The organism is Saccharothrix ecbatanensis, assembly GCF_014205015.1.
GTDB lineage: Bacteria > Actinomycetota > Actinomycetes > Mycobacteriales > Pseudonocardiaceae > Actinosynnema > Actinosynnema ecbatanense.
In genome coordinates this window covers 351,346-366,029 of sequence record NZ_JACHMO010000001.1, presented here as the reverse complement: position 1 = coordinate 366,029, position 14,684 = coordinate 351,346, and the positions used below count along the sequence as shown (strand labels likewise).

Here is a 14,684-nt window from a genome sequence, read left to right as displayed (position 1 = left end):
CGTCATGAAACTGCTCCTCCACTCGACCCCGCAAGCGAGTCTTCGGCTTCCACTATCGCGAGCACGTCGCCCGCGTCGACCTGTTGACCCGCCTGCACCAGCACTTCGGTGACGGTGCCGCCGGTGGCGGCCGGCACCCGGTGTTCCATCTTCATCGCTTCCAGCACCAGCAGTTCCGCGCCGGCCTCGACCCGCTGCCCCGGTTCGACCGAGACCCGCACGACCGTGCCGGGCATCGGCGCGACGCTCGCGCCCTCGGCGATCTTGGCCTCCGGCTCGGGGAAGCGGGGGCGCGGCGTGAGCGACACGGAACCCACCTCCACCCGGTCCCCGTACACCGCGACCGGGAACGTCGTGCGCACGCCGTCCCGCTCGAACGTCACCGCGTCCGGCGAGGTCGCCACGACCGTGAGGCCGAGGCTCGTCTCGACGCCCGTGCGGGTGTGCCGGTAGTCGACCTCGACCGCGTCACCTTCGTGCTCGAACACGGTCTTCTGCCGCTGGGACGGGAGGTTCCGCCACCCCAGCGGCAGGGCGGCGGTGCGCCGACGTTCGGCCAACGCGAGCGCGGCGGCCAGCGCGGCGGGCCGCACGTCGACCGGTTCCGGTGTGGTGAGCGCGTGCTGGTCCAAGAAGTCGGTGTGGGTGTTGCCCGCGCCGAACTCCGGGTGCCGCAACGTGCGCACCAGCAGGTCGCGGTTGGTGATCAGGCCGTGGATCTCGGTCCGCTCCAACGCGGCGGCCAGCTTGCGGATCGCCGCGTGCCTGGTCGGCGCCCACGCGATCACCTTGGCCAGCATGGGGTCGTAGTGCACGCCGACCTCGCTGCCGTCCTCCACACCGCTGTCCACGCGCACGCCGTCCGGCACGGCGAACCGGTGCACGGTGCCGCTCGCCGGACGCCAGTCGTGCGCCGGGTCCTCCGCGTACAGCCGGGCCTCGATCGCGTGGCCGTTCGGGGTCGGCGGGTCGACGGGCAGGCGCGCGCCCTCGGCGATGGCGAGCTGCCAGGCCACCAGGTCGACGCCGAACACCTCTTCGGTGACGGGGTGCTCGACCTGGAGCCGGGTGTTGACCTCCAGGAAGTGGAACGAGCCCTCGTCGGTGAGCAGGAACTCCACCGTGCCCGCGCCGACGTACCCGATGGCTTCCGCGGCCTTGGTCGCGGCGTCGAACAGCCGCTCACGGGCCTGCGGCGTCACGGCCGGGCTCGGCGTCTCCTCGATGATCTTCTGGTGGCGGCGCTGGATGGAGCACTCCCGCTCACCCAACGCCCACACCGTGCCGTGCGCGTCGGCCAGGACCTGCACCTCGACGTGCCGGGCGTGCTCCAGGAGCGGTTCGCAGAACACGGTGCCGTCGCCGAACGCCGACTCGGCCTCACGGCGGGCGGCTGCGACCTGCTCGGCCAACTCGGCCCGGGACCGCACCACCCGCATCCCCCGGCCGCCGCCACCGGCGGATGCCTTGACCAGCAACGGGAACTCGTCGGCGGACTCCGGGTCGAGCTCCGGCAGCACCGGCACGCCGGCCGCGGCCATCCGCTTCTTCGCCGCGACCTTGGAGCCCATCGCGTCGATGACCTCCGGGTCGGGGCCGACCCACGTCAGCCCGGCTGCCAGCACGGCGCGCGCGAAGGACGCGTTCTCGGACAGGAACCCGTAACCAGGGTGCACGGCGTCCGCGCCGGCGGCCAGTGCGGCGGCGACCAGGGCGTCACCACGCAGGTAGGTGTCACTCGGGGTGGCTCCGGGCAGACGCACGGCGGCGTCGGCTTCCCGGACGTGCGGCGCGTCGGCGTCGGGGTCGGAGAACACGGCCACCGGCGAGACCCCGACCTCGCGGCACGTCCGGATCACCCGGCGGGCGATCTCGCCCCGGTTGGCGATCAACAGCTTGCGGATCATCGCGTCCTCACCCCAGCCGAGCGCCCGGGGACCACCCGGCGCCCGGCCTCGTTCCGACTTCCGGCCCACAGCTCGCGGATCATCGCGTCCTCACATCCGGAAGACGCCGTAGCGGTCGGCGCCCTTGATCGGTCCGCTGTGGATCGCGGACAGGCAGAGGCCTAGCACCGTGCGGGTGTCGCGCGGGTCGATCACGCCGTCGTCGTAGAGCCGGCCGGACAGGAACGCGGCCAGTGACTGCTGCTCGATCTGCCCCTCCACCATCTGCCGCATTGCCGCGTCGTGCTCGTCGTTGTAGTCCTGGCCCTTCGCGGCGGCGGCCTGCCGCGCCACGATCGACAGCACACCGGCCAGCTGCTTCGGCCCCATCACGGCGGACTTCGCGTTCGGCCAGGTGAACAGGAACCGGGGGTCGTAGGCCCGCCCGCACATGCCGTAGTTGCCCGCGCCGTAGGACGCGCCCATGACCACGGTCAGGTGCGGCACCTTGCTGTTCGACACCGCGTTGATCATCATCGCGCCGTGCTTGATGATGCCGCCCTGCTCGTACTGCGCGCCGACCATGTACCCGGTGGTGTTCTGCAGGAACAGCAACGGGGTGTCGCTCGCGTTGGCGAGCTGGATGAACTGGGTGGCCTTCTGCGCTTCCTCGCTGAACAGCACGCCGCGCGCGTTGGCCAGCACCCCGATCGGGTAGCCGTGCAGGTCGGCCCACCCCGTGACGAGGCTGCTGCCGTAGTCGGGCTTGAACTCGTCGAACCGGGAGCCGTCCACGATCCGGGCGATCACCTCGCGCGGGTCGAACGGCACCCGCAGGTCCGTCGGCACCAGCCCGAGGAGGTCCTCTTCGTCATACCGCGGCGCTTCCACCGGCTTGGGCGACGGGCCGAGCTTGCGCCAGTTCAGCCGGGCGACGACGCGCCGGGTGAGCCGGATCGCGTCCACCTCGTCATCGGCCACGAAATCGGCCAGGCCGGACGTGGTGCCGTGCATCCGCGCGCCGCCCAGCGACTCGTCGTCGGACTCCTCGCCGGTGGCCATCTTGACCAGCGGCGGTCCGCCGAGGAACACCTTCGACCGTTCCTTGATCATCACCACGTAGTCCGACATGCCCGGCACGTACGCGCCGCCCGCCGTGGCGTTGCCGAACACCGTGCTGACGGTCGGGATGCCGACCGCGGACAGCCTGGTCAGATCGCGGAACGCCCGGCCGCCGGGGATGAAGATCTCGCTCTGGCTCGGCAGGTCCGCGCCGCCGGACTCGACCAGCCCGATCAGCGGCAGCCGGTTCTGCAACGCGATGTCGTTGGCCCGGAACGTCTTCCGCAACGTCCACGGGTTGCTCGCGCCGCCGCGCACGGTCGGGTCGTTGGCGACGATCACGCACTCGACGCCCTCCACCACCCCGATGCCGGTCACGACGCTCGCGCCCACCGGGTAGTCGGTGCCCCACGCGGCCAGCGGCGACAGCTCCAGGAACGGGCTGTCCTGGTCCACCAGCAGCTCGATCCGCTCCCGAGCGAGCAGCTTGCCGCGCTTGTGGTGCCGTTCGGTGTACTTCGCCCCGCCGCCGGCAAGCGCCTTGGCGTGCTCGGCGTCCAACTCGGTGAGCCGGGCCAGCAACGCCTCGCGGTTCTCGGCGTACTCGGGCGACCGGCTGTCCACCGCCGTCCGCAACGTGGTCATACAGTGAACCCCAATCGCCGTGCCGCCAGTTCGGTCATGACCTCGGTCGCGCCGCCCCCGATGCCGAGGATGCGCGCGTCCCGGTAGTGCCGCTCGACCTCCGCGTCACGCAGGTAGCCGGCGCCGCCGTGCAGCTGGACCGCGGCGTCCACGACGAACGAGCACGCCTCCACGGCCGCGTTCTTCGCAAAACACACCTGGGCCACGACTTCCTGCCCTTGCGCCGCCTTCACCGCCACCTCCCGCGTGTACGTGCGGGCGAGGTCGATGCGTTGCGCCATCTCCACCAGCCGGTGGCTGACGACCTGGCGGGCGATGAGCGGCTTTCCGAACGTCTCGCGCTCCCTCGTGTACGCCACGGTCAGGTCGAGGCAGCGCTGGGCCGTCGCGTAAGCCTGCACGGCCAACGAGATCCGCTCCACCTGGAACTGGCGCATGACCAACGCGAACCCGGCGTTCTCCTCGCCGACCAGGTTGGCCACCGGCACCGGCACGTCCACAAAGGACAGATCGGCGGTGTCCGAGCAGTGCCAGCCCATCTTCTCCAGCCTGCGGTCCACGGTGAAGCCCGGCGTGCCCTTCTCGATGACGAGCAGGCTCACCCCGCCGTACCCTGGACCACCGGTGCGGACCGCCGTGGTGACGAAGTCCGCCCGGTCACCGGACGTGATGAACGCCTTCGAACCGTTCACCAGGTAGTAGTCGCCTTCACGGCGAGCGGTGGTGCGCAGGGCCGCGACGTCCGAACCGCCACCCGGTTCGGTGATGCCGAGCGACCCGATCAGCTCACCGTCCAGCGTGGGCCGGACGAACCGGTCGATCAGGTCCTCGTTGCCCGAGTCGATGATGTGCGGCAACGCGATGCCGTGCGTGAGCAGCCCGGCGACCAGCCCGGACGAGCCACCGGCCTGGATCAGCTCCTCGGTGACCACGACGGTGTCGAGCAGGTCGCCCGCGCCGCCGACGTGCTCCGGGAAGCCGATGCCCAGCAGCCCGACCTTCGCGGCCGTCCGGTGCAGCTCGCGGGGCAGCTCACCGGCCCGTTCCCAGTCCGACAGGTGGGGCACGACCTCCTGCTCGGTGAACTTCCGCACGGTCGCGCGGAGGTCCCGGCGCTCCGGTGTCTCGAACAGCTCGGACGTCGTGCTCACAGCCGTGCTTACAGCCGTGTTCACAGTCGTGTTCACAGCAGCGCCTCCGGGATGTCGACGTGGCGGGACCGCAGCCACTCCCCCAGTGCCTTGGCCTGCGGGTCGAAGCGGGTGGACGAGGCGACGCCGTCACCGAGCAGGCCGTGCAGCACGAAGTTCAGCGCCTTGAGGTTCGGCAGCTCGTGCCGGTCGACGTCGCCCGCCTCGGGCAGCAGTTCCTTCAGCCGCTCGACGGTCAGTTCGGCCCGCAGCCACTCGTACTGCTCGTCAGTGCGCACCCACACGCCGAGGTTGGCGTCACCGCCCTTGTCGCCGGAACGCGCGCCCGCGATGGTTCCCAGTGGCACCTTCATACCTCGACCACCTTCCCGTCCGGCAGAACGGCCTGGTGCCGCACAGACGCCCGAGGCACGTACGCGGCCTTGTAGACGCCGAACGGCGTGCCGTCACCGGGCGGCGCGGTGACGTGGAAACCGGGGTACGAGCCCAACGCCAACTCGATGCCCGCCCGCGAGAACGCCTTGGCCCGCTTGGGATCCGCTGTCTTCACGGTCACGTGCAGCAGCGCGCTCGCCGTCTCCTCCGTGTCCGCATCGGCGTGTTCGGTGCGCGCCAAAGTCCACGTCAGACCCTCGGGACCGATGGCGGCTTCCAGCTGGTGCCGGACCAGGTTCGCCTTGGCCTCGACGTCCAGCCCGGTGAGCACGAACGTGGTGGAGTTGCGGAACCCGCCCAGGGTGTTGAGGCAGACCTTGAGCGTGTCCGGCGGCGGCGAGCCCTTCACCCCGGAGATGCGGACGCCCCGGTCGTGCGGGTCCAGCCGGATGGTGTCGAAGTGGCTGACCACGTCCGGGCCGGGGTAGGCGGGCGTCCCGATCTCGTAGAGCAGCTGCGCGGTGACGGTGTCCACGGTGACCGCGCCGCCCGTGCCGTCGTGCTTGGTGATGACCGAGGACCCGTCCGCCTCGATCTCCGCGATGGGGAAACCGGGCCGGGTCGCGTCGATCGCGGTGAAGAACGAGTAGTTGCCGCCGGTGGCCTGCGTGCCGCACTCCAGCACGTGCCCGGCGACGGTCGCGCCCGCCAGCGCGTCCCACTCCTCGCGACCCCAGCCGAAGTGCGCCGCGGCCGGTCCGACGACCAGCGACGCGTCGGTGACGCGGCCGGTGACCACGACGTCCGCCCCGGCGTTCAGGCATTCGGCGATGCCCCACGCGCCAAGGTAGGCGTTGGCGGTCAACGCCTCCGGGAACTGTTCGCGCAGGTCGTCGCCGGTCACGTAGGCGACCTTCGCGCCGAGGCCGAGCTTGTCGACCGCCTCGGCCAGGCCCTCCGGGTTCAGCCCGCCGGCGTTGGAGACGATCTTGACGCCGCGTTCGAGCGCGGTGGCCAGGCTCTCTTCGAGCTGGCGCAGGAACGTGCGGGCGTAGCCGAGGTTCGGGTCCTTCATCCGGTCGCGGCCCAGGATGAGCATGGTCAGCTCGGCCAGGTAGTCGCCGGTGAGCACGTCCAGGTCGCCGCCGTCCAGCATCTCGCGGACGGCGGAGAACCGGTCGCCGTAGAAGCCCGAGGCGTTGCCGATCCGGATCACGGCTGCCCCTTCTCCCGACCGGGACCGGGCGGGCCGGCGAACGCCTGCGCGATGGGCAGCCACGCCTCGGCGTTGTCGCCGACGGCCGTGACGGCGAGGTCGTCGCGGTGCCTGCGCCGGGTCGCCAGCAGGCAGAAGTCCAGCGCCGGCCCGGTGATCCGGTCATCGGCGTCCGCCGGGCCCCACGTCCACAGGTCGCCCTCCGGCCCGAGCAGTTCCACCCGGAGCGGGACCTGCGGCGCCGGCAGGCCGTTGACCACGAACGCGTAGCCGAACGCGCGGACCGCGATGTGCGCGACGTGCTTGAGCCGGTTGGTCGGCTCACGGGTGACGCCGAGCGCGTCGGCCACGTCCTGGCCGTGCGCCCAGGTCTCCATCAGCCGGGCGGTGGCCATCGACGCGGCGCTCATCGGCGGGCCGAACCACGGCACCTTCACGCCCGGCGGCACGGCGAGCAGCGCGTCGGCCAACCCGATCCGGCCCTTCCGCCACTGGTCGAGGGTGACCGGCTCGTGGGCGCCCTCGTCCACCATGTCCGGCGTGGCCTGCTTCAGCGCTTGGGCGAACGCCTCCGGATCGCGTGCGGCCAGCCCGGCGATCCGGTCGGTCCAGTGCAGGTGACTGATCTGGTTGGCGATCGTCCAGCCCGGCGCGGGGGTGGGGACCGACCAGTCGTCCAGCGGTGCGACGAGGGCGTCCAACACCTCGCCCTCGACGCGCAGGTCGATCAGGACCTCGTTGATCACAGCGAATCCTCCAGCATCCGCGCCCAGTGCCCGATGATCCGCTTGCGCCGCTTGCCGTCGTCGGTGAGCTGGTTGGCCAGGGCCAGGCCGCGCACCAGGTCGAGCGTGATCTGCACGGCTTCGCGGACGCCCGGCTTGGACTCGTCGGCGTTCAGCAGTTCGACGGCCAGGCGGTGCGTCTCACGGCCCAGCCGGACCTCCAGCGGCACCACCACGGTCTTGAGTTCGGGATCGGTGCGCGCGGCCACCCACAGTTCGAGGGCGGCGGTGAACAGGTCGCTGGCGTAGTAGTCGGCGATCAGCTCGACCACCGCGACCGTGCTCCCGTTGACCTGCCGCGCACGTTCCTTGAGGTGCAGGACGCTCTCGACGCCCAGGTGCTCCACCGCCGCCGCGACCAACTCGCCGCGGGTGCGGAAGTGGTGCAGCTGGGCGCCCCGGGACACGCCCGCGCGCTCGGCGACGACGGTGGTCGTCGTGCCCGCCCAGCCGTGCTCGACCAGGCACTCGACGGTCGCCTCCATGAGCTTGCGCCGGGTCTCCCGACTGCGGTCGGCCTGGCGCCTGGTCTCCCTCGGCGTGGTGTCGGTGGCCATGAGACCGAGTGTTCCGGGCAACTAACAAACAGTCAAGACTGATTGTTAGTTGCCCGGCTGACGCGCCCGGCTACCAGCCGCCCTGGACCATCGTCTGGAACAACCACTGGCCGTCGGTCTTCACCAACAGGTCGCCGTACCGCATGACCTGCGAGAACTCGCCGACCGTGATGGTCGCGTCGGTGATCACGAACACCAGGTTCGCGTTGACGAAGTGCGGCGTGCGGACCGACTCCATCCGCACGTCGCCCTCACCGAGGGTCGCCGCCATGTCGTTGACGAACCGCGCCCGTTCCCACGACTGCGCCGCCCCGTCGGTCACCGCGTTGACCGGGAACAACGCCATCCCGGCCATCGCCTCGACGTCCTTGGCCATAGCCAGGGCGTCCCACTTCTCGAACCACGCGAGCACGCTCGCCACGTCTTCGTCGGTCGGCACGAACCCCGCAACACTTTCAACACTCATGCCGTACAGCATACGGTACGAGGTACGCTGAGCGTCTACAGCATTCCGGCGGCACGGAACAGCCGGTCGTAGATCTCGCGGATCACGGCCTCCTTGCGCGCGTTGTAGTCCATGACGTGCCCGCCACCGGGCACCGCCGCCCGCTTCGCCCGCTCGTACAGCTCGCGGTCCTCGGGATGGGCACGCAGCCAGTCGCGGAACATGCGGGTCCGGATGGTCTCGGGGCTGTCCGGGCCGTACACGTGCAGGTTCACCCGGGGCTCGGCGAGCCGCAGGCACCGGTGCTCGTGGAACGACGGCTCCCGGACCGTGAGCACGTAGCCGACGCGTTCGAGCGCGGGGACGTACCGGTCTTCGTCCCGGGGGTCGGCGACCGTGAGGTTGATGTCGATGACGTCCTTGGCGGCCAACCCCTCCACGGAGGTCGATCCGACGTGCTCGACGTCGACGACCGCGTCACCGAGCGCCGTGCGAATCGCCGCCGCCAGAGTCTCGTAGCGACCGGGCCACCGAGGGTCGTACGGCACGATCTGGATCGTCTCGGGGGCGGGCGGCCCGAGGACCCACGGGTTCTCGGACGGATCGGGGTCGTGGTGTCGGGTGATGTCCTCGAAAGTCGGCACCCGCCGCAACGTAGCGCCGCCGGGCGGGACCGTCCACCGCGATCAGAGCAGGGTCAACTGCTCCCGCACCACCGGCGCGGGCGGGGTCGAAGCGGGGAGGCTGCCTTCCGGCCACAGGCCCTCCTCGTCACCCGGCACGCCCACCTCCTCACGTTTGGCGCGCACGTCCAAGCCGTGCTTGGCCAGCAGTGGCCGGATCCGGGCGGTGAGCATGCGGCGGTAGCGGGCGTCCACATAGGACCCGCGCGCGTACAGCTCCCGGTAGTCGTCGGCCAGGTCCGGCCGCTCCCGCACCAGCCACCGGGCGAACCACTCCCGCGCACCCGGCCTCAAGTGCAGCGGCAACACGGTCACGCCCGTCGCACCCGCCGCCGCGATGGACGCCAGCAGCTCGTCCAACTGCTCGTCCGAGTCGGTCAGCCGGGGCAGCACCGGCGCGACGAACACCCCGCACGGCAGCCCCGCGTCACGGACCCGGCGCACCAGGTCAAGCCGCGCCTGAGGAGTCGGCGTGCCCGGTTCCAGACCCGCTTGCAGGTCCCGGTCCAGCAACGCGAGCGACACCCCGATGCCCACCGACACGGACGACGCCGCCTCCGCCAGCAGCGGGAGGTCGCGGGCCAGCACGGTGCCCTTGGTGAGGATCGAGAACGGCGTGCCGGAGTCCGCCAGCGCCCGGATGATGCCCGGCATCAACGCGTACCGGCCCTCCGCCCGCTGGTACGGGTCGGTGTTCGTGCCCATGGCCACGTGCTCGCGCTGCCAGCGACGGGAACGCAGCTGAGCCTTGAGCACCTCCACCGCGTTGACCTTCACCACCACCTGGGTGTCGAAGTCGCGCCCCGCGTCCATGTCCAGGTACGTGTGCGTGTTGCGGGCGAAGCAGTTGTGGCTGACCAGGCCGTTGGCCACGAAGTCGCCGGTGCCGGTGGTGATGTCGTACAGCGTCCGCGTCACGCCCAGCGACTCGACCGACACGACCGCCAGCCGGGACGTCACGGGCACGGCCATGCCCTCGACCGCGTTGCCGCGCGGGATCGCGGGACCGACCAGGTGCAGGAATCGCAGCCGCTCGGCCAGCCCGCCGACGATCCGCACCCCGCGCACCTCGACCACGTGCGACACGCGCAGCCGCGTCAACGCCAGCACGGCCGCCTCGAACACCGCGCTGTCCGCGCTCGACATCGCCAACTGCCCGCCGGTGGAGCTGCCGCGCGCGTCGAACAGACCCGCCAGGAACCCCTTCGACCACTCCTCCCCCGGCGTCGTCGGCCACTCGACCAGGTCCTGCTCGCGCGGCACCCGGCCGCCGGTGTACTCGCGCAGCCGTGCCATCACGTCCGGGTGGGTCGGCAGGCCGCCGCGCACCACGCCCCACAGGTAGCCGGTGCGGTACTGCTCGCCCTGCGTCGGCGGCGCGGCGAACCGGCCCGTCCCGACCAGTTGCGCGCCCTTGACCAGGAACGGGCGTTCCTCGAAGTCGTCGCAACGGCCGGGCGTGACGTGCTTCCAACCCTCGTCGGTGAGGAACCGGTGGTCGCCGCCCGCGATGACCTGCGTGCCGTCGCTCAACGTCACCCGGAACGCGGGCTTGGCAGTCGTCCAGTGCGCCCGCACGCGGGTGACCACGAACCGGCCCTCGGACGTGCCGAACACGTCCTCGCCCACGGTCAGTTCGGCGATGGGCTTGGTGCGGCCGTCGGCGAGCAGCACGGGCGTGTCGCCGGTCAGGCAGTACGTGCAGCCGTGCGTGCAGCCCCGGTACGGGTTGAGCGTCCAGCCGAACGGCAGCCCGCCGCCCTGGACCTTGTTCAGCACGCTCTTGGCGTTCACCTCGTGGAACACGATGTCGGCGAAGTCGGGAGTTCGTACGCTGCGCAGCAGCCCCGGCAACCCCGGCAGAGCCTGCTGCCGGTCAGCCCCGTCCTTCTGCCCGTCCCATCGCATAAGCCCATTCGAACACGCGTTCGAACTACGGTCAAACGGAGTGCCCGTGTCAGTGCTGGACGTCATCCTCTGGCCGTTCACCACACCCGCGTTCACCTTCGCGGGTATGCCCACGAGCTGGGGCGAAGTGGCCGGTTTCATCACCGGCGCGCTCTGCGTGTGGCTCGTGGCCAGGCAGAACCCCTTGAACTGGCCGATCGGCATCCTCAACAACCTCGCCTTCCTGGTGCTGTTCGCGACCAGCGGCCTGTACGCCGACTCCGGACTCCAGGTCGTCTACGTCGCGCTCGCGCTGTACGGCTGGTGGGCGTGGCTCCGGGGCGGTGTCGAACACACCCCGCTGCCGGTCAGCCGGACAACCCGCGCGCAGTGGCAGTGGCTGCTGGCGGCCGGCGTGGCCGGAACGCTGCTGCTGGTCTGGGTGCTCACCTCGTTCACCACCTCGACGGTGCCGTGGGCGGATTCCGTCACCACCGTGCTCTCCCTGCTGGCCACGTGGGGCCAGACCCGCAAGAAGGTCGAGTGCTGGTGGCTGTGGATCGCCGCGGACGTGATCTACGTTCCGTTGTACGCCTACAAGGACCTGTGGCTGACGGCGATCCTCTACGTCGGCTTCATGGCCCTCTGCGTGATGGGTCTGCGCAACTGGACCAAGGCCCTGCGCGAGGACGAGCGCGACGAGCTGGTCGCCGCGTGACCGACTTCGACCACGCGCTGGTGCTCGGCAAGTTCTACCCGCCGCACGCCGGCCACCACCACCTCATCCGCACCGCCGCCGCGCGCAGCCGGCGGACCACCGTGACCGTGCTGGCGTCGGGCGTGGAGTCCGTCCCGGTGGCCGACCGGGTGGCGTGGCTGCGGGCCGAGCACGCGGACACGCCCGGTCTCGTCGTGCTCGGCGACGTGGACGACCACGAGATGGACTTCCACAGCGACACCGTGTGGAGCTGCACATGGGCGTGGCACGGGCGGTGCTCGCGCGGCGGGCGATCATGGACGGCGATCCGGCGTCGGCGGCGATCGACGCGGTGTTCTCCAGTGAGCACTACGGCGACGAGATGGCCAAACGGCTGGGCGCGGCGCACGTGCTGGTCGACGTGGACCGCGGCGCCTTCCCCGTGTCGGGCACGGCGGTCCGGGCCGATCCGCGTGGTCAGTGGACGCACCTCGCGCGGGCGACGCAGGTCGGGCTGTGCGCGCGGATCGTGGTGCTCGGGGCGGAGAGCACGGGCACCACCACGTTGTCACGTGACCTCGCGGCGGCGCTGGACGCGCCGTGGGTGCCCGAGTACGGACGTGAGCACACCGAGCTGAAGCTGGCCGCCGCCCGCGCGTTCGACCCGGACGCGACCGTCGACAGTCTGGTGTGGACGGTCGGCGACTTCCAGGACGTGGCGCGCAGGCAACGGGAACTGGCCGACGCGGCGGTGGACGGCCCTGTCCTGGTGTGCGACAACGACCCGTGGGCGGCGACCGTCTGGGGCCACCGGTACCTCGGCGCACCGCACCCGGACATCGCGCCGGACGCCCACCGCCCCGCCCTGTACCTGCTGACCGATCACGTCGGCGTGCCGTTCGAACAGGACGGGTGGCGGGACGGCGAGCACCTGCGGGCGTGGATGACGGCCGAGTTCCAGGCGGGCCTGGCCGCGCGGGGCGTGCCGTGGCGGCTGGTCACGGGGCCACCGGAGCAGCGGTTGCGGCAGGCCTTGGAGGCGTGCGAGGAGGCGGTGGCCCGGCACTTCAGGTTCAACGACCCGCTCGGTCAGGACACCGTCAGCTTGCCGAGCGTGACACCGCACGCCTGAGGAGGGTCGGGCAGTATGTGCGCCGTGCACGCCAAGGATCTCATCGCCGCGCACGGCGGACACGGACACGGACACGGCCGCTCCACTGAACCCGCTTCGCAGCCGGTTCGGAAGCTGTTGCTGGTCCTGCTGCTGCCGTTCGTGCTGGCCACCGCGGTGGGCACGCTGCTGCTGTACCCGTTCGGGCACGAACAGCGCACGGGCGCGGAGGCCGGGCTGGCGCAGGTGCCGGTGCGCGGTGACGTGACGGCCGTGGCGCAGGGCGGGTGCGGACCGGACGCGAACGCGCCCGGCGCCACCGGGTGCTTCCTGGTGACCGTGAAGATGAGCGACGGCGCCGCGGCCGGGAAGGACGTCCGCATCCCGATCCCCGACCAGCCGGGCACGCCGAAGTTCGAGGTCGGTGACGCGGTGGTGCTGTCGTACGGCGGCGGCGACCCGAACGACAGCACGTCGTACCAGCTGGCCGACTTCCAGCGCGGGGTGCCGTTGCTGCTGCTGGCCGTGCTGTTCGCGGCGGCCGTGCTGCTGTTGGGGCGGTGGCAGGGGTTGGCCGCGCTGGGCGCGCTGGCGTTGAGCTTCGTGGTGCTGGCCCTGTTCGTGCTGCCCGCCATCCTGGCCGGGGAGAGCCCGCTGGCCGTGGCGGTGGTCGGCGCGGGGCTGATCATGTTCGTGGTGCTGTACCTGACGCACGGGTTCTCCGTGCGGACGTCCACGGCGGTGTTGGGGACGTTGGGGAGCCTGGCGTTGATCGGCGTCCTCGGTGCGGCGTTCTCCGCGTTCGGGAAGCTGACCGGGCTGGACCAGGAGAGCGCGAACCTGGTGTCGCTGCTCGGGCACGACATCGACACGCGCGGGCTGCTGTTGGCGGGCACGATCATCGGCGCGCTGGGCGTGCTGGACGACGTGACCGTGACGCAGACCAGCGCCGTGTGGGAGCTGCGCCGGGCGAACCCGTCGCTCGGGTTCCGCGAGCTGTACGCGGCGGGGTCGCGGATCGGCCGCGACCACCTGTCGTCCGTGGTGAACACGCTGGTCATGGCCTACGCGGGTGCGGCGCTGCCGTTGCTGCTGGCGTTCTCGCTGTCCGGGCGGACGCTGGGCGAGATCCTCACCGCGCAGGAGGTGGCGCAGGAGGTCGTGCGGACGCTGGTGGGCAGCATCGGCCTGGTGGCGGCCGTGCCGATCACCACCGCCCTGGCCACGTTCGTGGCCGGCCGCGAACCGTTCCCCGCGTCCCCCACAGCCGACGCCCCCCGCTCGGACGAGGACGAGGCGACGTCGGCGTTGACTCCGTCGTGGCGGAAGCGGGTGTCCGGTGACCTGCGGACCGGCTACGACCCGGCCAAGGGACCGTGGCGCCGTCCCGCGTCTAGTGGGCCAGCAGGACCAGCACCAACGCGATCGCGGCGGGCACGGCCTGCACGACCAGAATCCGACGACTGACCGTCGCCGCGCCGTACAGGCCCGCCACGATCACGCAGATCAGGAAGAACACCGCGAACGCGAACCCCGTCGTGCCGGGCGCGATCAACGCGAAGATCAGACCGGCCGCCAGGAAGCCGTTGTAAAGGCCCTGGTTGGCGGCCATGACCTTGGACTCGGCGGCGAACTCCTCCGTCGTGCCGAACGTCGCGCGGCCTCGCGGAGTGGTCCAGAGGAACATCTCCAGCACGACGATGTAGAGGTGGATGGCCGCGACGAGCGCGGTGAGGACATCAGCGGCGATCTGCACGGATGGGTAACGTACTCGCATGCTGAGGACCGTGTTCAGCCTCACCACCCGGGTCGCCACCGGGCTGGTCACGGGCGTGTTGACGCTGCCGCGGATCGCCGACGCCCTGGAGCAGCTGGCGCCGCTGGCGCGGTCGCTGCCGGAAATCGTGGAGCTGCGCGGCACGCTCGAACGGCTGGAGCAGCTCGCCACGTTCCTGGCCAACGAGCTGCCGGAGGCGTTGCACCAGCTTGAGGCGGTGCAGCGGCAGCTGGCGGAGCTGGCGCCGAGGATCACCACGTTGACGGACAACACCGGGCAGCTCGACGAGTCGATCCGGGTGCTGGCCGCCGCGCTCGGGCCGTTGCAGGGCACCACCGAGCGGTTGGGCCGGTTGGTCGACCGGCTGCCGGACCGCAAGCGTCGCGGGCAGCAGCTACCTGGATAAT

General features: G+C 71.2%; 14 protein-coding genes and 1 pseudogene. 4 read left to right on the top strand and 11 right to left on the bottom strand.

From position 1 onward, the window contains the following. Positions 1-2: 2 nt before the first annotated feature. From F4560_RS01655 to F4560_RS01615, 9 genes and pseudogenes are all read right to left on the bottom strand, one after another. Positions 3-1,907: an ATP-binding protein gene (locus F4560_RS01655; RefSeq protein ID WP_184915219.1), complete on the bottom strand. Its 1,905-nt coding sequence runs from the start codon at positions 1,905-1,907 to the stop codon at positions 3-5. A 90-nt stretch (positions 1,908-1,997) separates the two neighbouring features. Continuing rightward, positions 1,998-3,593 carry an acyl-CoA carboxylase subunit beta gene (locus F4560_RS01650; RefSeq protein ID WP_184915217.1) on the bottom strand — a complete coding sequence of 532 codons (1,596 nt, stop codon included), beginning with the start codon at positions 3,591-3,593 and terminating at the stop codon, positions 1,998-2,000. Next, positions 3,590-4,744 carry an acyl-CoA dehydrogenase family protein gene (locus tag F4560_RS01645; RefSeq protein WP_184915214.1) on the bottom strand — a complete coding sequence of 385 codons (1,155 nt, stop codon included), beginning with the start codon at positions 4,742-4,744 and terminating at the stop codon, positions 3,590-3,592. Before F4560_RS01645 ends, F4560_RS01650 begins: the two co-directional genes overlap by 4 nt. 32 nt (positions 4,745-4,776) lie before the next feature. Continuing rightward, positions 4,777-6,275: pseudogene (locus F4560_RS01640) on the bottom strand (acyclic terpene utilization AtuA family protein). Positions 6,276-6,331: 56 nt separating this feature from the next. Continuing rightward, positions 6,332-7,081, bottom strand: a complete 750-nt coding sequence (locus F4560_RS01635; protein WP_184915211.1) for a TIGR03084 family metal-binding protein — start codon at positions 7,079-7,081, stop codon at positions 6,332-6,334. Continuing rightward, a complete protein-coding gene (locus F4560_RS01630) occupies positions 7,078-7,677 on the bottom strand; it encodes a TetR/AcrR family transcriptional regulator (protein ID WP_184915208.1) in 600 nt (199 codons plus the stop codon). The genes F4560_RS01635 and F4560_RS01630 overlap by 4 nt, the downstream gene beginning before the upstream one ends. Before the next feature lie 70 nt (positions 7,678-7,747). After that, positions 7,748-8,143, bottom strand: coding sequence for a nuclear transport factor 2 family protein (locus F4560_RS01625; protein ID WP_184915205.1), 396 nt, complete (start codon positions 8,141-8,143; stop codon positions 7,748-7,750). A gap of 35 nt (positions 8,144-8,178) precedes the next feature. Beyond that, entirely contained in the window at positions 8,179-8,766 is a 588-nt protein-coding gene (locus F4560_RS01620) for a GrpB family protein (RefSeq protein ID WP_184915202.1), read from the bottom strand. A gap of 42 nt (positions 8,767-8,808) precedes the next feature. Beyond that, positions 8,809-10,713, bottom strand: coding sequence for an intein-containing Rv2578c family radical SAM protein (locus F4560_RS01615; protein ID WP_184915199.1), 1,905 nt, complete (start codon positions 10,711-10,713; stop codon positions 8,809-8,811). Between the two features lie 46 nt (positions 10,714-10,759). Between F4560_RS01615 and pnuC the strand changes: the two genes are divergently transcribed. Beyond that, on the top strand, positions 10,760-11,410 hold the full coding sequence (pnuC, locus tag F4560_RS01610) for a nicotinamide riboside transporter PnuC (RefSeq protein ID WP_312868097.1): 651 nt from the start codon (positions 10,760-10,762) through the stop codon (positions 11,408-11,410). Positions 11,411-11,444: 34 nt separating this feature from the next. Here pnuC and F4560_RS43350 read toward each other — a convergent pair whose 3' ends face one another. Further along, entirely contained in the window at positions 11,445-11,666 is a 222-nt protein-coding gene (locus tag F4560_RS43350) for a hypothetical protein (protein WP_221483297.1), read from the bottom strand. On the opposite strand from F4560_RS43350, the gene F4560_RS01605 reads away from it, so the two are divergent. After that, positions 11,667-12,521, top strand: coding sequence for an ATP/GTP-binding protein (locus F4560_RS01605; RefSeq protein ID WP_221483296.1), 855 nt, complete (start codon positions 11,667-11,669; stop codon positions 12,519-12,521). A gap of 15 nt (positions 12,522-12,536) precedes the next feature. Further along, positions 12,537-13,967 carry a YibE/F family protein gene (locus F4560_RS01600; protein WP_184915196.1) on the top strand — a complete coding sequence of 477 codons (1,431 nt, stop codon included), beginning with the start codon at positions 12,537-12,539 and terminating at the stop codon, positions 13,965-13,967. Here F4560_RS01600 and F4560_RS01595 read toward each other — a convergent pair. Further along, positions 13,894-14,277, bottom strand: coding sequence for a DUF1304 domain-containing protein (locus F4560_RS01595; RefSeq protein ID WP_221483295.1), 384 nt, complete (start codon positions 14,275-14,277; stop codon positions 13,894-13,896). The two genes, F4560_RS01600 and F4560_RS01595, sit on opposite strands and share 74 nt — an antisense overlap. On the opposite strand from F4560_RS01595, the gene F4560_RS01590 reads away from it, so the two are divergent. Continuing rightward, positions 14,276-14,683, top strand: coding sequence for a hypothetical protein (locus F4560_RS01590; RefSeq protein WP_184915193.1), 408 nt, complete (start codon positions 14,276-14,278; stop codon positions 14,681-14,683). The genes F4560_RS01595 and F4560_RS01590 overlap by 2 nt on opposite strands. Position 14,684: the final 1 nt, after the last annotated feature.

Excerpts from the sequence above, each read along its gene's own strand:
- F4560_RS01650 (WP_184915217.1), bottom strand. The coding sequence starts at position 3,593 with ATGACCACGTTGCGGACGGCGGTGGACAGCCGGTCGCCCGAGTACGCC.
- F4560_RS01615 (WP_184915199.1), bottom strand. The coding sequence starts at position 10,713 with ATGCGATGGGACGGGCAGAAGGACGGGGCTGACCGGCAGCAGGCTCTG.
- F4560_RS01595 (WP_221483295.1), bottom strand. The coding sequence starts at position 14,277 with ATGCGAGTACGTTACCCATCCGTGCAGATCGCCGCTGATGTCCTCACC.
- F4560_RS01600 (WP_184915196.1), top strand. The coding sequence starts at position 12,537 with ATGTGCGCCGTGCACGCCAAGGATCTCATCGCCGCGCACGGCGGACAC.
- F4560_RS01605 (WP_221483296.1), top strand. The coding sequence starts at position 11,667 with ATGGGCGTGGCACGGGCGGTGCTCGCGCGGCGGGCGATCATGGACGGC.
- F4560_RS01625 (WP_184915205.1), bottom strand. The coding sequence starts at position 8,143 with ATGAGTGTTGAAAGTGTTGCGGGGTTCGTGCCGACCGACGAAGACGTG.
- F4560_RS01630 (WP_184915208.1), bottom strand. The coding sequence starts at position 7,677 with ATGGCCACCGACACCACGCCGAGGGAGACCAGGCGCCAGGCCGACCGC.
- F4560_RS01655 (WP_184915219.1), bottom strand. The coding sequence starts at position 1,907 with ATGATCCGCAAGCTGTTGATCGCCAACCGGGGCGAGATCGCCCGCCGG.
- F4560_RS01590 (WP_184915193.1), top strand. The coding sequence starts at position 14,276 with ATGCTGAGGACCGTGTTCAGCCTCACCACCCGGGTCGCCACCGGGCTG.